This is a genomic window from Aquimarina sp. AU119 (assembly GCF_900312735.1).
In the GTDB taxonomy this organism is placed as follows: Bacteria; Bacteroidota; Bacteroidia; order Flavobacteriales; family Flavobacteriaceae; genus Aquimarina; species Aquimarina algiphila.
Map to the genome: position 1 here is coordinate 14,972 of NZ_OMPF01000013.1, position 20,350 is coordinate 35,321.

16 protein-coding genes are annotated in these 20,350 nt (G+C 32.1%); 15 read left to right on the top strand and 1 reads right to left on the bottom strand.

Features of this window, described 5'->3' with window-relative positions; all coding sequences use genetic code 11:
* The first annotated feature begins 49 nt into the window (after positions 1-49).
* Both DK442_RS08710 and DK442_RS08715 read left to right on the top strand, forming a co-directional pair.
* A complete protein-coding gene (locus DK442_RS08710) occupies positions 50-1,219 on the top strand; it encodes a DegT/DnrJ/EryC1/StrS aminotransferase family protein (RefSeq protein WP_109435481.1) in 1,170 nt (389 codons plus the stop codon).
* A gap of 100 nt (positions 1,220-1,319) precedes the next feature.
* Positions 1,320-4,217, top strand: coding sequence for a DEAD/DEAH box helicase (locus DK442_RS08715; protein WP_109435482.1), 2,898 nt, complete (start codon positions 1,320-1,322; stop codon positions 4,215-4,217).
* 288 nt (positions 4,218-4,505) lie between these two features.
* Here DK442_RS08715 and DK442_RS08720 read toward each other — a convergent pair whose 3' ends face one another.
* Positions 4,506-6,158: a glycosyl hydrolase family 18 protein gene (locus tag DK442_RS08720; RefSeq protein ID WP_109435483.1), complete on the bottom strand. Its 1,653-nt coding sequence runs from the start codon at positions 6,156-6,158 to the stop codon at positions 4,506-4,508.
* Positions 6,159-6,647: 489 nt separating this feature from the next.
* Here DK442_RS08720 and DK442_RS08725 point away from each other — a divergent pair, with 489 nt between their 5' ends.
* From DK442_RS08725 to DK442_RS08785, 13 genes are all read left to right on the top strand, one after another.
* Positions 6,648-7,922 carry an amidohydrolase family protein gene (locus DK442_RS08725; protein ID WP_109435484.1) on the top strand — a complete coding sequence of 425 codons (1,275 nt, stop codon included), beginning with the start codon at positions 6,648-6,650 and terminating at the stop codon, positions 7,920-7,922.
* 94 nt (positions 7,923-8,016) lie between these two features.
* On the top strand, positions 8,017-8,775 hold the full coding sequence (locus DK442_RS08730) for an AraC family transcriptional regulator (RefSeq protein WP_109435485.1): 759 nt from the start codon (positions 8,017-8,019) through the stop codon (positions 8,773-8,775).
* Between the two features lie 61 nt (positions 8,776-8,836).
* On the top strand, positions 8,837-10,378 hold the full coding sequence (locus DK442_RS08735; protein ID WP_109435486.1) for a serine hydrolase: 1,542 nt from the start codon (positions 8,837-8,839) through the stop codon (positions 10,376-10,378).
* A 392-nt stretch (positions 10,379-10,770) separates the two neighbouring features.
* The gene (locus DK442_RS08740; protein WP_109435487.1) at positions 10,771-11,541 is read left to right on the top strand and encodes a hypothetical protein; all 771 of its coding nucleotides are present in this window, start codon (positions 10,771-10,773) and stop codon (positions 11,539-11,541) included.
* A gap of 116 nt (positions 11,542-11,657) precedes the next feature.
* The gene (locus DK442_RS08745) at positions 11,658-12,113 is read left to right on the top strand and encodes a DUF1801 domain-containing protein (RefSeq protein ID WP_109435488.1); all 456 of its coding nucleotides are present in this window, start codon (positions 11,658-11,660) and stop codon (positions 12,111-12,113) included.
* Positions 12,106-12,687 carry a GDP-mannose pyrophosphatase NudK gene (nudK, locus tag DK442_RS08750; RefSeq protein WP_109435489.1) on the top strand — a complete coding sequence of 194 codons (582 nt, stop codon included), beginning with the start codon at positions 12,106-12,108 and terminating at the stop codon, positions 12,685-12,687. Before DK442_RS08745 ends, nudK begins: the two co-directional genes overlap by 8 nt.
* A gap of 112 nt (positions 12,688-12,799) precedes the next feature.
* A complete protein-coding gene (locus DK442_RS08755) occupies positions 12,800-13,438 on the top strand; it encodes a LysE family translocator (RefSeq protein ID WP_109435490.1) in 639 nt (212 codons plus the stop codon).
* A gap of 37 nt (positions 13,439-13,475) precedes the next feature.
* Positions 13,476-14,483, top strand: a complete 1,008-nt coding sequence (locus DK442_RS08760; protein ID WP_109435491.1) for a sensor histidine kinase — start codon at positions 13,476-13,478, stop codon at positions 14,481-14,483.
* A gap of 16 nt (positions 14,484-14,499) precedes the next feature.
* The gene (locus DK442_RS08765; RefSeq protein ID WP_109435492.1) at positions 14,500-15,267 is read left to right on the top strand and encodes a LytTR family DNA-binding domain-containing protein; all 768 of its coding nucleotides are present in this window, start codon (positions 14,500-14,502) and stop codon (positions 15,265-15,267) included.
* Between the two features lie 120 nt (positions 15,268-15,387).
* A complete protein-coding gene (locus DK442_RS08770; RefSeq protein ID WP_109435493.1) occupies positions 15,388-16,617 on the top strand; it encodes an alpha/beta hydrolase-fold protein in 1,230 nt (409 codons plus the stop codon).
* A gap of 40 nt (positions 16,618-16,657) precedes the next feature.
* On the top strand, positions 16,658-17,941 hold the full coding sequence (locus tag DK442_RS08775) for an alpha/beta hydrolase-fold protein (RefSeq protein ID WP_109435494.1): 1,284 nt from the start codon (positions 16,658-16,660) through the stop codon (positions 17,939-17,941).
* Positions 17,942-17,946: 5 nt separating this feature from the next.
* Positions 17,947-19,221 carry an alpha/beta hydrolase-fold protein gene (locus DK442_RS08780; protein WP_109435495.1) on the top strand — a complete coding sequence of 425 codons (1,275 nt, stop codon included), beginning with the start codon at positions 17,947-17,949 and terminating at the stop codon, positions 19,219-19,221.
* Between the two features lie 148 nt (positions 19,222-19,369).
* Complete coding sequence (locus DK442_RS08785; protein ID WP_109435496.1) at positions 19,370-20,260, top strand: haloalkane dehalogenase; 891 nt, start codon at positions 19,370-19,372, stop codon at positions 20,258-20,260.
* The last annotated feature ends 90 nt before the right edge of the window (positions 20,261-20,350 follow it).

Consider the following 20,350-nt stretch of genomic DNA (forward strand, 5'->3'; position numbering starts at 1 on the left):
CAATCGTATCAATATTTTGTACTTTCGTGAGGTTACAATAAACACATTCATGAAGAAAATACAAATGGTTGATCTTAAGGGTCAATATGAGCAAATTCAAGAACAAGTAGATTCATCTGTACTTAACGTTATACATTCCACAGCTTTTATTAATGGACCCGAGGTTCATAGTTTTCAAAAAGAACTAGAGGATTATCTAAATGTAAAACATGTAATTCCTTGTGCGAATGGGACAGATGCATTGCAGATTGCCATGATGGGACTTGGTCTTCAACCAGGAGATGAAGTGATTACAGCAGATTTTACATTTGCCGCAACTGTAGAAGTAATCGCATTGCTTCAACTTACTCCAGTATTAGTAGATGTAGAGCCTGATTCCTTTAATATTGATCCAGAAGCCATAAAAAAAGCAATTACACCAAAGACCAAAGCTATTGTGCCTGTGCATCTGTTTGGTCAAGCAGCCAATATGGATGCAATAATGGCAATTGCAGAAGACCATAATTTATACGTAATCGAAGATAATGCTCAGGGTATTGGCGGAAGTTATACATTTGAAGATGGGAAATCTGTAAAAACAGGGACTATTGGCCATGTAGCGTCAACTTCTTTTTTTCCTTCTAAAAACTTAGGATGCTATGGTGATGGAGGTGCGATCTTTACTAATGATGATGAGCTAGCACATATTATTCGAGGAGTAGTAAATCATGGAATGTACAAGCGATATCATCATGATGTTGTTGGTGTAAATTCTCGTTTAGACTCTATACAGGCAGCAGTTTTAAGAGCAAAATTACCTAATTTGGATCGCTACAATGATGCAAGAAGAACAGCCGCAAGAAAATATAATAAAGCGTTTGAAGGAATTAAAAATATCATAACCCCATCAGCAAAAGGAAATACTTGTGATGTGTCCCAAGGTAAAATTTGCAATACTTGTAATTGTCATGTATTTCATCAATATACCCTTAGAGTAATTAATACTGATCGTGATGCTTTAGTCAAACATCTTAATGATAATGCAATTCCTTGTGGGGTCTACTACCCTATCCCATTACACAGTCAAAAGGCATATCAAGACTCACGATATAATGAAGCTGATTTTCCTGTAACGAATCAGCTGGTTACAGAAGTTATTTCCTTACCTATGCATACAGAACTAGATAATGAACAAATAGATTTTATTACTAAAACTGTTATTGATTTTGTAACAAAATAAATCATACTCATAATATATACCACATGTTATGGTTTAGATAATATTATCTAAACCATAACATTATAAATTAACTGAATTTCTCCCCTAACCTGCTCAAAAAATGGATTCTTTTTGCATCTGTTACAACCTTGTTTCTTATCCCAATATTGAACTCCCTCCTCTGCCAGAGGCATATATAGTAGCCATAAAAGAAAACCATTTAGGCTATATAGAAAAACAGGCGATTCCAAGTACCTTAGAAAGCTTTAATATCAGCTATTATGAATCACCTCATGAACAAATACTAGGTATATGTAATCTTTTAAAACCTATAAATCTAGAGCAAAGATTTCAACCTAAAAAAAGCAGAAAAAAATTAAAGCTATCAGAATTAGTAAAGGATAAAAAAACTAAAGAAATTATAGTTGCTTTCATCAATAGAAAATTAGCTTTGTTTTATAATCTGGTTTATGAAAATCAATACCCCCTTTGTTTTCGAGCAGATAGAAAAGATCCTGTTTCAGTATCTCAAATTCATTTTTCAAATACTGCGTTAGATCCATTATTAACCTTTAAAAAAACTAATGATGGTATCGAATATTCTTTCTCTCTCAGTGATCACGAGAAAGAATATATTCCTTCGCAAAATGATATAACCATACTGTTAAATGATCCGGCATGGATTGTTTTAAACAAAAAAGTATATCAAATTAATAATATTAATGCGAATAAGCTAAAACCTTTCTTTACCAAAGAAGTAATTACCATTGCTCAAAAACATATTAAAACGTATGTAGAAAAAATCATTATTCCGGTGATCAAAAATATAGATATCTCTGCTGTTGGTTTTGATATCCAGATAAAAAATAGCATTACCGGTTATACTATTGAAATTATTGAAGATTTTATCAAAGGAAATTATGTAGCTAAAGTTATTTTTGAGTATGATACTGATATTTTTGATCATTATAGCCAAAAGAGCACTGCTTCTCATGTACATTTTGGTAAAGAAGAGGAGTTACAGATTATTCAGACTAGAAGAGATACTGGTGTAGAAAATAAGATTATTGATTTACTTACAAGTAAAGGATTGTCTTTAAATGATAATTTACTGTTAGAAACAGCAACAGAAGATTCTTTTTCTATATTTCAATGGTACACAAATCATGAGTCACAACTTTCTGAAGAAGGTTTTAAATCTATAATTCCTAAAATTGATAATAAAAATATTCTTCTAGCTCCTCATGCCATTCAGTTTGATAATCAACAACAAAGTGATTGGTTTGACATAAAAGGAGTGATCACTATTGGAGGTTTACAAATTCCGTTTTCAAAATTTGTAAATCATATCAAAGAGAATAATCGTTTTTTTTCTGTTGATGACGATACTATTTTTCTAATTCCGGATTCTTGGATGACCCGATATAGAAAGTTAGCTAGTTTTGGAAAAGTAGAAGAAGAAAAAATCATTATTAACAAGAGTAATTATACTATACTACAGGAGGTATTAACTCCAGAAGAAATTGACATACAAAATCCAACAGAAACTTCATATACCCAATCACCATTACTTAAAGCTAGATTACGCCCGTATCAGGAAAAAGGGGTGCAATGGCTGGTACAACATAACAGCAATAACTTAGGGGCTTGTCTGGCAGATGATATGGGGTTAGGGAAGACATTACAAACTATTGCTACTTTAGCTTTCACTAAAGACCAACTTACTCCACAGGAAAATGAAGTAGAAAAGATAAAGCTAGATTTATTTAGTAATCCGTTAGAAATAAAAACCTTTCTTAAAGCTTTAATTATATTGCCTTCTTCTTTAATTTTTAACTGGGCACAAGAGATTCTAAAATTTGCACCACATTTCAGTATTATAAAGTATACCGGTTCTGATAGAAAAAAAATAGCTCCTTATTTAGAAAGTTATGATGTTATTCTTACCACGTATACTACCGCAACCAAAGATATAAGTGTCTTAGAAAAAATTAATTTCAACTACCTCATTTTAGATGAAAGTCAACAAATCAAAAACAAAGATTCTAAATTATTCTCGGCTATAAACAAAATTAATTCGGCACATAAAATATCCTTAAGTGGTACTCCAATAGAGAATTCATTATCTGATCTATGGTCCCAAATGCAATTTATAAACCCTGGTATATTAGGTAGCTTTCCTTTTTTCAAAGAATATTTTAAAATTCCAATTGAAAAACATAGAAACCAGGAAAGAATAGAAGAGCTCAAAACACTTATTGATCCCTTTATTCTCAGACGTACCAAAGAACAAGTTGCCAAAGACTTACCTGAACTTACAGAACAGATTATATATACAGAAATGCACTCTAGTCAGGAAAAACAATATGTATCTGAAAAATCTGCAGCACGAAATCTATTGTTAGGAATTGATAGTCAAACCAGTAATAAAATTCATATCCTTAACACGCTTAACAAATTAAGACAATTAGCAAACCATCCTAAGTTAATCAACTCAGATACTGATAGCTCATCAGGAAAATTCGAAGATGTAACCAATTACATCACAACATTGGTTAAAGCAAATAAAAAAGTATTGATCTTCAGTTCTTTTGTATCTCATTTACAATTATATACAAAATGGTGTGATACTCAAAATATTACATACGTTACTTTAACCGGGCAAACAAAAGGGGATGAACGAGAACAAGTTGTTAATCAGTTTCAGGAAAACGAATCGACATCTGTCTTTTTTATATCTCTAAAAGCTGGTGGAGTTGGTCTTAATCTTACAAAAGCTTCTTATGTAATTTTATTAGACCCATGGTGGAATCCGTTTATAGAAAAACAAGCCATTGCGAGATCACATAGAATCGGACAAACCAGTAATGTTATGGTTACTCGATTTATTACTAAAAATACCATCGAAGAGAAGATATTACAATTACAAGAAAAGAAAAAAGACTTATCTGATGAAATTATTGATGTAAATGCCATCCCACAGTATGTAGAACAGGATTTGGAAGAATTATTAACATAATGTCTTCTAATTTTTCAAGTATTCGAGAAGGTTTATTCACTATGTCTTTTTATCATTGTTTTTATACAGAAATAATGATAAAAGCTTTTGTTTTTTAATATCAATCTCACAATAGAGATATGACTATTTGAAAGAGAAAATTCCTTGTCTTCAATATAATTTTCGATAGAAAACCATTCAGACTAACATAAATTCTCTTGGATAAAATTCACATTTTTAATCTTCAGAAAAGAAGGTGCTCTTTTCAGGCACCTTCTTTATATCAATCTATTTTTATTTTATGGGTAATTATATCACGTTAAATCGTTTAATTTTTGTGGCCTGATCAGAAATAATATAAATTAAATAAGAACCTTTTCCCAAATCAGAAGCATCCAACTGAAAATTACTACCTCCTATATTTAATTTCCCCAAATCTATTTCCTTGATCATTCTTCCTTGAATATCAAAAATCCTCACGTTAATTTGAGAGATTTTATTTGATTCAACACTTAAGTTGAGAACATTATTGCTCAATGGGTTTGGATAAATACGTACATTCATATTTTTGCTTGCTTGACTGGCAGTATTCAAACGAGTAGCTTTGCTACAACTAGCAGATGTAGGTTCCCAGAACCAATGACTAATTACAGGATCATAACCTGGATTATCATGTTCACAGATATAGTTAGACCCACCATAGGATACAATATCACCTGTATAATATTGAGCGCCGGCAGTCCAAGGTGCGCAGGCTCCACCATCACCTCCAGAACCGCCATCACAATTTTGAGAAGAAGGATCCCAGAACCAATGACTAATTACAGGATCATAACCTGGATTGTCGTTTACACAGATATAATTACTACCTTGATATGTTACGATATCACCTACATAATATTGCGTACCAGCTGACCATTGCGTACAAGAACCACCTCCACCAGGTCCGCCAGGGCCACTTCCCCCGTCTAATTTGGCATCAATTGTATTAAGCAAAGAATAGGAAGGATTAGCGTGATCTTGATCAACGGCCCAGATCATAACGCCTCCAATATTCTCATTTAAAGTCAATTGTACTTTGTCCTCAATCAACTTCTTTGCATTGTAGCCATAACCGTTTGATTGATCACAAGTATTATTGTTCGGATAGACTTTGTTTGGAGCACTGCTATCTGCAGCTACAATATCTTTGTATGCCATTGATGCTCCGCTAGAGTTCCAGCCATAAAAAGGAAGACCTAATTGTAGTTTAGAGTTAGTGACTCCACGACTTTGCCAATAATCAATACCTCCAGCAGCAAAAGTATACGTCGAATGATTTATTCGAGGACTATTATCATAAGCCATAATATGAATACCATCAAGATATTGAAAAGCGGCAGATGAAAAATGTTGACCACGAAATGCTGACGCAGGAACAGCTGTAGAAAGTTCTAATTGTTTTGTTGGGTGTGTATTCATCTTAGCTCTAAGTGCCGCCAGTAGATCAACATACAGTCCTTGACTACTGGCACTAGGGTATTCCCAATCCACATCAATGCCATCCATGTTGTATTGCACAACCATATTGTAAAGGTTGTTTACAAAATTTGTTTTTGAGTTCCCTTGAGCGACCGAATTGAATGCTTCTGGATTGGCATCAGCAGCACAGGGACCAGACTGATTCGCATAGCTACAAGGAAACCAACCTCCTACTGCAAGAATAGCTTTAGCACCTTGAGCATGAGCTATTGATGTCATGGTACTAAGGTAAGCACCATCTATAGCATTTAACTTACCATCTAAATCAGGATGAATAGTCGCAAAAGAATAAATAACATGTGTTAATTTCGAAGCTTGATCAGCAGTGATTTGAGCTTTCCAACTCTGCATGTAACCAACTCTTTTCTGTGCATAGATTGGCTGGACAAACATCCACGTCATCAAAAAGATTAGCGGGAAACGATAATAAATTTTTTTCATAATAATATGGTTTTTAGAGTTAATATTAATTAGGAAAAAGAATAACAAACCTCAATTAATGGGATCTAATATCCCCTCATTAGTAGGCTCAAACAAAAACAACCTATAGTAAGTTTGTTATATTTAAATTCATATTGGTCATCATATAATTGCTTACTGGTACAAATCACATAAAGGTAATATGCAAGACTCACTATAACCTTTTTTTTAGCTAAACGGTTAAAATTTGTAGCTTAACGACAAAATTTAGAAGCACTAGTTTAAGAATTCTTTTAAATATCGATCTTGACTTTTGAATTCTAAATAAACACAGCTACCATCCCTGATTTCATTAATGAGGAATTATGAGAATCGCTGAAACAATTCTGAATTACAATATTTTCATCGTTTAGATTCTAAAAAAAATCTTAATACAATTAATGGATACAAGTAATTATACTAAATTGATCCCATTAAGTAACTCATACAATTTTTTAATACAGCTCACTCATGAAATATTTTTATACTTTATTTATTGCATTAATATCTTTAACCATCTCTGCTCAAGACACCTATATTCAATGTGGTAAACTTATAGATACCAAAACAGGTAAAATACTGACTGAAAAAACTATTGTTGTTTCTGGAAATAAAATTCTAAAAATTGAAAATGGTTATGTTGCTGGTAAAAAAAATGACACCACTATTGATCTGAAAGATAAAACGGTAATGCCTGGATTGATTGATATGCATGTTCATATCGAAAGTGAATCAAACCCAAAAGCTTACCTTGAGCGATATACAGATAATGAAGCCGATGTAGCATATAAGTCTGTTGGGCTTGCAAAAAAAACACTTATGGCTGGATTTACTACAGTCAGAGACCTTGGTGGTAGTGGTGTAAATATTGCTTTAAAAAAGGCTATTGCACAAAATAAAATTGATGGCCCAAGAGTTTTTACTGCTGGAAAAATAATATCAAGCACTGGTGGTCATGGTGATCCAACTAATGGCAGCAAAAAAGCTTTGGTAGGCGACCCTGGACCAAAGGAAGGAGTTGTTAACGGTATAGAAGATGCCAAAAAAGCCGTACGTCAACGCTATAAAAATGGTGCTGATCTTATTAAAATTACTGCTACGGGAGGAGTACTTAGTGTAGCAAAGAGCAGTTCTAATCCACAATTTACTGTAGAAGAGATTAAAGCTATATGTGAAACAGCTAAAGATTATGGTTTTCATGTAGCTGCTCATGCACATGGAGATGAAGGAATGCAACGTGCAGTCCTAGGTGGAGTAAAAACCATTGAACACGGAACACTCATGAGCGAGAAAACTATGGATCTCATGAAACAACATGATGCATACCTTGTACCCACTATAACAGCAGGAAAAGAGGTTACAGAAAAAGCAGCAATAGAAGGATATTACCCTTCTATTATAGTTCCTAAAGCATTAGAGATCGGACCAAAAATTCAAAATACGTTTAAAAAAGCGTATGATCGTGGTGTTGGTATTGCATTTGGTACAGATGCCGGAGTGTATAAGCACGGACAAAATTCAAGAGAATTTGGTTATATGGTCGAAGCGGGAATGCCAGCTATAGAAGTTATACAAAGTGCAACCACTACCAATGCTAAAATTTTGAATATGGATGATCAACTTGGGCAAATTGCTCCAGGTTTTTTGGCTGATATTGTAGCCGTAAATGATGACCCTACTCAAAAAATAAAGACTATGGAAAATATAGTTTTTGTAATGAAAGACGGGAAAGTATATAAGAAATAAGGAATATATAAGGTAATAGAACTTAAAAATAACACTAACTTTAATCCTCAATCAATAGTGGTACTCTTTATAGTTTACCAAAACATTCAATCAATTGAAAAAAAGAGATCAAGATGTTATGTATTACGAAGATAATTCTATACGAATTACTCGTAAAAATTACGTGAAATTCGAAAATAACATGCTTCCACATGATCACGATTTCCTATCTGTAAGTCTAATGTTGTCTGGTAGTTTAATAGAACATACAGAAAAAGGGACAAGAATCGTAAAACCAGGGAGTATTTTGATCAAACCTGCTCTACTCGAACATAGTAATATTTTCACAGAGAGTTGCACCATTTTATCACTAAATATATATGATTGGGAGTATTATAAATTTGATTATAAAAACTGGAATATCATTCAACAGCATATGTTGTTGAAATATTTCTTAAGAATTATTCAGGATAAAGATAAAAAACAAAGCCTGAGTGCATTAAAATCTAACCTATCACCTATCGCGGATACAAAACATATACAAGAAAGCATTCCCGAATGGGTTAAACATGTTCGAACCATTATTGATACTCAATTTTTAGAGCCTCTCAAAATTTCGGAGCTAGCCAAAAAAGTCAATGTACACCCTGTACATTTAGGAAGAACATTTAAAAACTATTACAAAGTAGATATTAAAGCATATCAAAAGCAATTACGCATGCATTTTGCTGTTTCTCAAATGATTTCCCAAAATAATAATCTCACCCAAATAGCACATTCGACAGGATATGCAGACCAAAGTCATTTCTCACGAGAGTTTAAAAAATCAACCGATTTTTCTCCAAAAAAAATTGCTTCCTTATTGAATGTTTAATTTGTTCTATTTTTTAACATTTACAGCATATAGTTTTGTTTGAAATGTAAATTCTATATCAATGAAGAAAGAGATCTTTTCAATTAGCCTATTAACGCTATCACTATTTTTTTTATCCTGTAGTACTACACCCAAAAAACCTGATTATTCTGAGTTCAATACGTCATACTCAGAATTCCTGGAATCAGCAGTAAAAGAATTAGGAACAAAGCATGGATTATCTCTTGCTGTAGTCAAAGATGACCAGGTTATTTTTGAACACTATCATGGGCTTGCAAACATAGATAAAGGCATAAAAGTAGATGAGAACACCTTATTTTACATTGCTTCTGCTACCAAATCATTTACAGCCTTATCTGCATTGATTCTTGAAAACAAAGGTAAGCTAGATTTAGATAAATCTTTATCGGCATACTTCCCCGAAGTGAATTTTGCCCCAGAACTCAAAGCAGATCATATTACCGGACACGATTTACTTCTACATACTTCAGGTATAAAAAACTGGCCAATCATAAATTCAACAGCATACACAGGAATTCATGATCAAAATCAACTATTAGAACAATTATCTCAACTTACAAAAGTTAACAAAAAAGCACCTCACGGAAAATTTCAATACTCAAATCTTGGGTATAATATTTTAAGTATGATTATGGAGCGAGAACTGGATATGGATTGGCAATCTGTACTTGAAAAAGAAATTTTTAATCCTTTACAAATGAACCGTACAACTGCACGAATGTCGACCGCAGATCAGAATGGATGGGAAGTTGCAAAGCCTCACAGTCAGTTAAATGATCAGAATACGTTAGAGCGACTTTTATTAGAAAAAAAAGATAATACAATGCACGCTGCCGGAGGTATGATTACAACCTCTCGCGATATGACTCGATGGTTGATTATGGAGCTTAACAACGGAAAAATTGATAATAAGCAAATCTTTGATACCGATTTAATAAAAAAAAGTGTGTTATCTCATGTCCGTCAAGATAGAAAATATATGGAGCTAAAACGATTTGGATATGGATACGGATGGAATCAAGGGACCACTAATCATGGAGATACCTTAGTTCATCATTTTGGGGGATATGTAGGTTTCCATTCTGAAGTTTCATTTATGCCATCCAAAAAAGTTGGAGTTGTAGTCATGGCAAACGAATCTGACACAGGTAGATATCTCAGTTTCTTACTTACATCTTATGCTATTGATTATTTTTCGGGACGAAAAGATATTGATGTTTATTATCAAAATAAATTAAAAGAATATAGCAAGACTATAGCTACATTCAAAGAGAACGTTAAAGAACACTATATAAAACTAGTAGAAAGACAATGGCAATTAGAATTACCTTTTTCTTCTTATGCAGGAAAGTATACCAGTGATTTATTTGGAACATTAATAATCGAACATCTTGGGGGAAATCGATTAATTGCCAGTTCTGGAAATTTAAAATCTGTTGATGCTACACCCTATAAAAATGCGAATTCGATAAGAGTAGAGATGGTTCCAGGGTCTGGTTCTGGCATCCAATTTATTGTCAATGAAGGAAAAGTAGAACAGGCTATTTGGGAAGATCAAATATATACTAGAGTAATAAACTAATACTTCATAGTCATTCCATTAAAATCATTATGGTATAAAGAAGAAAGAAAAGTTTTTCTTTATACCGTGATGATTACAATTATATCTCAAAAACAAATACAACCTTAATCGTTAAAGCTATCCTAACATTCATGTTTATTTAGTATTTTTATCATCTGATTATTCGTTTTTACATATCATTTAAGTCTTTCCAAAAGACTCCCTCTTTTTTGGGGTAGATATTGTATTAGACTATGCTAAGTTTAATGTAATGGCATAGTTGTGTCCACTCCGATCTAAATTCAAATTTTTTTAATCATTCAAAATGGGATTGAATATGACGTCAATCCGAACATTGATATGCACGATATGTATAAAATATCATGCAATTAAAAACTAAAAAAACATAAAAAATGGATAGTAGAATAGAGCCATTTAATTCAAATACAACAGTAGTATTAGATTTTTATAACAAAGTACTTGGTCTAGGCGATACAAGTCTAATAGATGATATACTTACAAACGAATATATACAACATAGTCCAACGGTAAAAACAGGAAAGGATGGCTTTACAGAGTTTATGTCTTTTCTAAAACAGTTACCTCAACCCAAAAACCCTGTTAAACCTTTTATGCGGTTGATTAGTGATGAAAATTTCGTTGCTGTTCATTTAAGTATCAAATTTATGGGGCAACAAAAAGCTGTATTAGATTTGTATAGGCTAAAAGATGGCCTTCTTGCAGAACATTGGGATGCTTCAGAAGATATAACTGGATTCAGTTCAAACCCTAATCCTGTTGTTGAGGGAACAACAACTATTGAGAACATAAATTCAACTGAGGAGAACAAGAACATCATTCATAAGTATACAAAACATGTACTACTGGATAAGTCCTCAGACTTGTGGGTGGATTATATATCAACAAATTTGATTCAACATAATCCAAAAATCGAGAATGGTCGCGAAGCATTGATTCAATATTATAAAAAAATTGATGTCAAAAAAGTTTATCGAATATTAGGGGAAGGAAATTTTGTTGTTACTCAATCCGAAGTCTTCTTTGAAACTGTTCCTTTTGTAGTATACGATATTTATAGGTTAAAAGATAAAATAATAACCGAGCATTGGTCTGTATCTCAAAAAATTCCTAAAGAGATGGCACATCTCAATGGAATGTTTTGATTTTTTAGCTTAATAAAAGCATATTACAAAATATTAAAGGGTGTGTTTCGCACCCTTTATGTTTACCTTTACAAATCAGTAAATGTGACTTTATATCATTCATACAAAAAGAAAATATGAATAAGAACAGAGAAATACATCCTGATTTTCTTTACTTCTTAGCATTAAAAGAACCTGATTTAATTGACCTCTTTAAAGATGTAAGAAACTATATCTTGTCGATATATCCAGATAGTAACGAACTACTTTACCACACACATGCTTTAACCACTGTATATTCAATTTCAGAGAAATTATCTGATGCTTTTTGTATGATTCCTATATACACAAACCATCTTAATCTTGGTTTTAATAAAGGGGTTTTAATCGATGACCCTCATGCATTACTTACCGGAACAGGGAAATTAATACGGCATATACCTATTACAGAAAAAGAAGATTATCAAAACGACGATGTAGAAAACTTAGTGAAATCAGCAATAAATTTTGCTATCAATGATATGGACAAGCCTTCTAAATCTAGTGGAAAAACAATTTCAAAAATAAAAAAACAACTACCAAGGAATGACTAATGACGCTATAAAAATTACCAAAACCGAAGTATTATCAGATAACTGGTATACCCTCAATAAAGTTACCTATGAGTATCAAAACAAAAATGGTGAATGGGAAACACATTCGAGAGAGGCGTATGATAGAGGAAATGGAGCTGTTATTTTGCTTTACAATGCTAATACCCGAAAAGTTATTCTTACCAAACAGTTTAGATTACCAACCTATGTAAACGGAAACAAAAATGGTATGATGATAGAAGCTTGTGCCGGATTACTGGATCAGGACAATGCAGAGGACTGCATCCGTAAAGAAACTGAAGAAGAAACAGGTTATAAAATTTCTAAAGTTAAAAAGATATTCGAATCTTATATGTCTCCTGGATCAGTTACAGAAATATTATATTTTTTCATTGCCGAATATACTAAAGAAATGAAAGTAAGTGATGGAGGTGGATTATCAGAAGAACAGGAAAATATAGAAGTACTAGAATTAGACTTTGACACAGCATATAAGATGATTTACTCAGGAGAAATAAAAGATGGTAAAACCATTATGTTATTACAACATGCAAAAATTCATAATATCATATAAATAGTGTTTAATTAAGTGTTTGAGGAGTCTGCATATCTAAAGATCGTGTTAATTTGATTTTCAGCATTAAAAAAAATAATACTTTTAAGCAGTTAATTTATAAAACTAGTATATGATACCCTTACATGAACTATTAGTATTTGCTTTAGCCTCGCTTATTATGGTATTATCTCCTGGACCAAATATGATTTATTTGATATCAAGATCTTTATCACAAGGTAAACAAGCAGGAATTATTTCTTTATTTGGTGTGATTTGTGGATTTCTATTTCATATTCTCATGGTTTCATTTGGATTAACTGCTATATTCTTTGCTGTACCTTATGCGTTTATAGTTGTGAAATTTTTGGGTGTGGGCTATCTCCTGTATTTAGCATACAACACAGTTAAGTCTGATGGTAATAAAATATTTGACAAAAAAAATCACAACCTAAAAAAGGACAATCCTTTTAAACTATTTAATATTGGATTCCTAACCAATATTCTCAATCCAAAAATGGCTCTATTTTATTTATCCTTTTTTCCTCAGTTTATTAAACCAGAATACGGCTCAATCCTTTCGCAAAGTTTTCAATTAGGAATCGTTCAAATCATTATAAGTTTTTGTATTAATTTTCTCATTGTTATTTCTGCAGCAAAAATGGCTTCCTGGTTTGCCAAAAATCCAATCTGGGTTAGAGTTCAAAAGTGGTTCATGGCTTCTGTATTAAGTGGCTTGGCAGTAAAAATTGCTTTCGCAAAAGCAAAATAAAAAATGAGTTGCCTGGATAAAAACTAGATAATAGTGTATGACATATCTAAAACTTAACTCATCAGATTATAGACTTCTAGGGTTCTACTTTTTGTTAGCAAGTGTCTGGGATGCTGCTCAGTTTTATATTTTAGAAAAACCTATACTAAAATACACCGTGGACATACCACTATTTTGGATAAAAACGATACTACTCCTTATTGTTTTTAGGTATTTAATTATAGAATTATTGATTAAAAACAAAAAATACTACTTGTTTTTTATTACTGCTTTGGGATGTGTTATTATCATAGGATTTGGCTCACTTCTTCTTCAATTTTGGTCGTCTGGCAACCCATTAAAGATATCAGAAATGACTACTAATTTAGTATTCAAAAGCTATTACAATTCTGCTGTAGATGTTGCCATACCTCTTGGTTTATTACTTGGTAAAAAATACTACGAAAATTCTATCCAGATCAATCAAATTGCAAAGGAACAACGAGAAACAGAACTTAAAGTATTACGTTCACAATTTGATCCTCATTTTTTGTTCAATAGTCTAAATACTTTAGACGCACTTATAGATATTTCTCCAGAAAAAGCAAAAGTATACCTGTCTCGATTAGCATATTTATATCGATATCTTATACAAACCAAAGATCAAGAAGTGGCATCTTTGGAAGAAGAAATGAAATTAGCTGAAAATTATTTCTTTCTTATTAAAACACGATTTGGACATTCCTATGAGTTTAACGTATCAGAGGTTGATCTTCCAAAAAACAAATATTTACCCACAGGAGCTTTACAAACGGTTATTGAAAATGTTGTAAAACATAACAAACCAACTAATGATCTAATTATTACCACACAAATCACCATTAGTAAAAACGATATATTAGTTAAAAATAATACCTCAAAAAGTTCTGAAACAGATCATTATTCGGGAAATGGATTACAAAACATAAAAAAACGATATCTTTTACTTTCTGATAAAGAAGTAGCCATAAAAGAAGATGATACACATTTTACTATTCTATTGCCTCTTCTCAATTTGGAACATTAAATAATATACAACATACATGAATATTCTGATTTTAGAAGATGAGATTCCGGCTTACGAAAAACTTAAGCTATATCTTGCTGAGTATTTTGGAACTGACTTTATGCAGGACTGGTCAAGATCTGTAGTAGAAGCAAAAGTATTGTTGTCTGAGCACCAATATGACCTCATCCTTTCAGATATTCAATTATTAGATGGTATTGCATTTGACCTCTTTGACCATATAAATATATCCTCTCCTATTATTTTCTGCACTGCTTATGATACATTTTTATTGGATGCTTTTAAAACTAATGGGATTGCTTACATCCTAAAACCATACTCAAAAGAAGAACTTTCTGAGGCACTTCGAAAATATGAAACACTCATTGCATTACCCAAACACTCACGATCGTTAAATAAAGAAGTTTTTAAAGAGCTTAAAGAACTAATTACTCCCGAAAATAAGCAGTTCTTAAAACGTTTTGTTGTCAAAAAAGGAAATGGCATTAAGTTAATTGATACAGAAACAATATCCCTAATTGATGCTTGTGGTGATTTTTGTAAAATTACTGATCATAACGGAAATATCAATAGTATATCACAGACCATTGGTACTTTGAGTGATCAATTAGATCCTAAAATGTTTTTTAGAATCAATAGAAGCCAAATAATAAATATTAATCATATTAAAGTAATGGATAGTCATAGTAAAAATAGACTACTAATCATTCTTGACGGTATAGAACAAGGAGTTATCACCAGTTCTAACACAACTCCGGCCTTCAGAAAGTGGGTGCAATTTTAGTTTATCTTTAACGACAAAAAGAAACGCTTTACCTCTTTTTTCTCCTCATTCATCAGTATTCTATAATTAGAGTTTTGGTTACAAGCTATATTTATGATTTAGCAGGTATCAAACATTAAGATGAAAAATTATATTATCATTATTTCCTTATTATTAATATGTCGTGTTAAAGGACAACTAATTGATAATTCTAACGACATAGAAACTTTTGAAATTGAGTCAAAGTTCTTAAAAGAAACTCAAAACGTAAAAGTCGCCTTACCATATGGGTACCATAAATCAACTAAATCCTACCCTATTATCCTCATTCTTGATCATCAATTGATGTTTCCAACAATGACAGCAATAGTCAATCAACTAAGTTCTACCTCTAGAATGCCAGAATCTATAGTGTTTGCCATAACCGAAGGAAACAAGCATCGAACGTACTATGCCCCTGATTTGTATGACAATCACAAAAAAAGAAGTTATGGATATGGTAATCATCAGGAAGAATTTAAAATGTTCCTAGAAAAAGAAGTGTTTCCAAAATTGGCTTCTACATATCGAACAGTAAATTTTAAAACCTTGATAGGGTTTTCTCCTTCTTCGGTTTTTACGTTAGACATTTTTTGCAAGCAACCTAAATTGTTTCAGGCATATATAGCAATTGCCTCGGGAAACATTATTGGCGATGGTTATGTAAAAAATAAGAATCTTATCGATGCTATCGAAAGCTCTTTGGCACATAACTCTTCTCACAACGCTTATTTATATGTTGTTTCTGGTGGTAAAGATTTGAATGATCACCCAGACATCAAAGACAATATTACAAGTTTTAATCAAAGGTTATCTCCATTTATCACAAATAAATTTAAAGCAAAAGCAGAAATAATAGATGGCGAAGGTCATACAGATGTTTTACTCCCCGGACTGATTAACGCAATGGATTTTATTTTCCCAAAAGAAAGATGGGTGGTTGATTATATCGATATTATTAATACCTCTGGAAATGCAAAAGAAAATATTGACCTTTTTTATAATAATCTTTCTCAAGAATATGGTTTTACGATTTATCCAAATATGAATCGATTATATAGTATGAACTGTATTAAAAACATTGGTAATCGACTTTTGAGCCAAAAAAGAATAACTGAAACAATTGAGTTGTATCGATATTGGACACAGCTTTATCCATTATCGTCTACATCACATGCCTATCTAGGTTTAGCATTAAAAGTAGCAGGAAATAAAAAAGAATCGATAAAGTCTTATGAAAAAGCTATTAAAATTGCAAAACAAGAATCAAATCCTGAGTTGCTTACATACAAAAAGTCGCTAGAAGAATTAGAGCAGAACATTAAAAAATAATATATATCATTTAACATCACAATCAAGAATTCATCACATTATGAAAACGAATAGTCTCTTTATAATCATCACTCTTCTATTAGCATCTGTTTTTTCTGGAAGAGCTCAACAAGCTAATAACTCATCATTAACACAAATCTCTACTGCACCTATTTCGCATGCTGAAAAAATTACTTTTCATTCTAAAATTCTTGATGAGAAGAGAGTAATGAACATATATCTCCCAGAAAGTTTTCATGACGCTTCTGAAGATCATACATACCCAATAATCATGATAAGTGGTTCTCACGGGGTTAAGTTTTTTCAAATGATATCTGGTGTTGTAAAACATCTTAGTTCTGTCACTCGTATGCCTGAAGCCATCGTTATTAGTTTTGATGAAGAAAAACATTATGCCCCAAATGTGTATACTAATGGTATGTGGGGAAGCACAGAGGAACTAGAATTCAATGCAGACCCTGATCAATTTGTAAAACATCTTAAAGAAGAGTTATTTCCTTATTTAAAAAAACAGTATCGTGCTAATGGCTACAGAATGATTATTGGCGTATCAGGAAGTAGTGTTTTTCCTTTACATACGTTTGCAAAAGAACCTGATCTGTTTCGGGCACATATTACTGTTGCTTCTGCAGATATGATTGGCATGGGATATCGACCCAATACCACATTTATAGATGCCTTTGAAGAAAGTTTTATTAAAAACCCTAATCGCAAAGGACAATTATATCTTGGGATAGCATCATCAGATCTTAAAGGCAAAAAGCAGCAATACCAAAACAATCTTGATGAGTTAAAAAAACGTCTGGCTCCGTTTCAATCCAAAAATCTAATATTAAAGGTAGAAACCATACCCAACGAAGAACATTATGATTGTATTATAAAAGCGATGCTATCTTCAATAGAAATGATTTTTCCAATAGAAGAATGGTCTCCAAAATTCAGAGATATCATAAAACAACCAGGAAATGCCTTAGAAAATATAGATGCTTTTCACCAAAAACTTTCCACCATGTATGGTTTTCCTATTCTTCCGAAAGCAGAAAGGTGGAATAGTGTAAATTCTCTGCGATTCATAGGAGGAAAATTATTAAAAGATGGAAGAATTAAGGAATCTATAGAAGTTTTTAAAAGAAGAGTAGAATATCGTCCTAAGTCCCCATGGGCATATAATAGCTTATCAGAAGTATTAGAAAAAGATAATCAACTCAAAGCCGCAATAGAAGCACAACAAAAAGCTGTTGAATTAGCCAAAGAGTATGACAACCAATATGTATCTGAATATCAAAAACAATTATCCAAACTTAAAGATAAACTAGAAAAATAAAATTTATGAATATCAAAACCATTTTCCTATTTCTATTTCTACATGGTTTTGCCCATTATACTGCGTATACACAAATTAAAACGACAGAGAATATTGTTGGGAAAAACGTAATTATCAATTCTTCAATTCTAAAAGAAGAAAGAACAATACAAATCTTTCTACCTGATACTTACAAAGATTCTTCAAAAAAATATCCAGTTATTTATGTATTAGATGGACAACGGCTTTTCCTTCATACGGTAAGTTTATTGCACTCATTTAAACAATTTAAACTCACTCCAGAGTTTATCGTAGTAGGTATAAGTAACTCATACCCCCAACGATTTGGTCATTTTAGCTCGGGTACAAAGCCTTTTTTTAATTTCCTTTCTACAGAAGTTATCCCATACCTAGATAAAGAATATAGAACTTCTAGCGAACGCCTATTATTTGGATGGGAATATGCAGGAGGTTTTGCCATCGAAGCAATGATTAAAAAACCTGAATTGTTTAATGGCTACTTGGCTGCCAGTCCTTTTCCAATACATGACCCTGGCCTTCCGATATCTGCAAATCGAATGAAGTCATTAGATAGTATACTTAGAGTAAAAAAGAAGTTTGATACTTTTTTATTTTTCTCATCTAGCAACAATGAAGGTGTGGTTACCGAAGGTACTGAATATCTTAAAAAGAAATTAGAATCTGAAGCTCCAATAACATTACGTTGGGAATATATTTATCTACAAAATGAAGAACATCGTTCTACCTCGTATCACACTTTATATCATGGATTAAAACGCTATTATCATTACTATCCAGAACTCCAGTTTAATTCTTTAAAAGAGTATGAGTCCTCTGGAGGAATGGATAATATTATTACGTACTACAAAAAAAGAGCAAAACAATTTGATTTTCCTGAAGGAATTGCACAAGGCACCATGTGGAATCTTGTTAAAAAGGCTTCAGATGAAGATGATTATACGGCATTTAACACATTCATAAACCAATTTAAATCAAAAGGATTTCTAGAAAAATTAAGAACAAACTGGGGATGTGTATTTGCAGAATTTTACCTCAAACATAATAAACCCAAGAAAGCCGAAGAGTTGTATTTATTTTTTAATAACAAGTTTCCCGAGTTGGCAAGCCCCATTAATGGATTGGGAGATGTCTATCTAACTTTAAAAAATAAAGACAAAGCAAGAGCGTACTACAAACAAGCAATCACCCTTGCAAAGAAAAATTCTGACTGGAGATTAGAAGAATATGAAAAAGATTTATCTGGTTTAAAAAACAACTGATATTGATCATTACCATTTTGCTTAATACCGATTAATCTTATTATTTTCATTAGGTAACTATATTATTTACGACTAAAAACCATATTGGATTAAAACATCACTTTTACATATCTTTAATCCTTGGGTTCATCATTAATAATACAAACTCATGCAAATAGTACAACCTGATTTTTCTCGTTTTGAATCAATTGAAGATTTTCCTTATAAAGAGAATTTTATACGTTTTGATAATTTACAAATGCATTATATTGATGAAGGGCAAGGTGAAACTATTCTGGCACTTCATGGAGAACCTACCTGGTCTTATCTTTATAGAAAGTTTATACCCATTTTAAAAAACTATCGATTTATTGCTCCAGATCTTATTGGATTTGGGAAATCTGATAAAATTGTTGGTTATAAAAACTATAGCTTCGATCTTCATTTTAAATCTCTTGAAAATCTAATTCAGAAACTAGACCTTAATGATATTACATTAGTAGTGCAAGATTGGGGAGGGATATTAGGGTTATCTCTTCTGGCAGAATATCCAGAAAAATTTAAAAGAGTTGTTATACTAAATACTTTTTTACCAGTAGGTAAAAAGATGTCTTTCTTTTTTAAAATCTGGAGAGCATATGCAAAATATCATCCATCACTGTCTATACCGAGTATTCTTAAACATGGTTCATATCAAAAATTATCTCAAGAAGTGCTTCAAGCCTATAACGCTCCCTTCCCTAATAAGAAACATAAAGGAGGAGCAGTAGCTTTTCCTTTACTGGTTCCTGCTAATGTTAATGATCCCGCGGTTAAACCTATACAAAAAGCGAGAGATGTACTTTCTAAATGGCAAAAACCTGCATTAGTATTGTTTTCTGATAAGGATAAAATCCTGGGAGGACTTGAGAAATTCTTTTATCGATTAATCCCTTCTAGCGCAGAACAACAAAAAATTATAATCAAAAATGCAGGACATTTTTTACAAGAAGAAAAAGGAGAAGAAATAGCACAATACATAGATCAGTTCATGAAAGATGAGCTAAAAATTATAACTTAAATGATCACCAACCTACCTTTATATTCCTAATTAAAATCAAATTGTTGTACTCCTAAATTGCTATATAATTTGATTATAAGTCATACTAAA

Bases quoted from the DNA above. Each gene is read 5' to 3' on its own strand.
- DK442_RS08745 (WP_109435488.1), top strand. From the start codon at position 11,658: ATGAATAAGAACAGAGAAATACATCCTGATTTTCTTTACTTCTTAGCA.
- DK442_RS08735 (WP_109435486.1), top strand. From the start codon at position 8,837: ATGAAGAAAGAGATCTTTTCAATTAGCCTATTAACGCTATCACTATTT.
- DK442_RS08770 (WP_109435493.1), top strand. From the start codon at position 15,388: ATGAAAAATTATATTATCATTATTTCCTTATTATTAATATGTCGTGTT.
- DK442_RS08785 (WP_109435496.1), top strand. From the start codon at position 19,370: ATGCAAATAGTACAACCTGATTTTTCTCGTTTTGAATCAATTGAAGAT.
- DK442_RS08725 (WP_109435484.1), top strand. From the start codon at position 6,648: ATGAAATATTTTTATACTTTATTTATTGCATTAATATCTTTAACCATC.
- DK442_RS08710 (WP_109435481.1), top strand. From the start codon at position 50: ATGAAGAAAATACAAATGGTTGATCTTAAGGGTCAATATGAGCAAATT.
- DK442_RS08780 (WP_109435495.1), top strand. From the start codon at position 17,947: ATGAATATCAAAACCATTTTCCTATTTCTATTTCTACATGGTTTTGCC.
- nudK (WP_109435489.1), top strand. From the start codon at position 12,106: ATGACTAATGACGCTATAAAAATTACCAAAACCGAAGTATTATCAGAT.
- DK442_RS08755 (WP_109435490.1), top strand. From the start codon at position 12,800: ATGATACCCTTACATGAACTATTAGTATTTGCTTTAGCCTCGCTTATT.
- DK442_RS08775 (WP_109435494.1), top strand. From the start codon at position 16,658: ATGAAAACGAATAGTCTCTTTATAATCATCACTCTTCTATTAGCATCT.
- DK442_RS08740 (WP_109435487.1), top strand. From the start codon at position 10,771: ATGGATAGTAGAATAGAGCCATTTAATTCAAATACAACAGTAGTATTA.
- DK442_RS08720 (WP_109435483.1), bottom strand. From the start codon at position 6,158: ATGAAAAAAATTTATTATCGTTTCCCGCTAATCTTTTTGATGACGTGG.
- DK442_RS08765 (WP_109435492.1), top strand. From the start codon at position 14,500: ATGAATATTCTGATTTTAGAAGATGAGATTCCGGCTTACGAAAAACTT.
- DK442_RS08760 (WP_109435491.1), top strand. From the start codon at position 13,476: ATGACATATCTAAAACTTAACTCATCAGATTATAGACTTCTAGGGTTC.
- DK442_RS08715 (WP_109435482.1), top strand. From the start codon at position 1,320: ATGGATTCTTTTTGCATCTGTTACAACCTTGTTTCTTATCCCAATATT.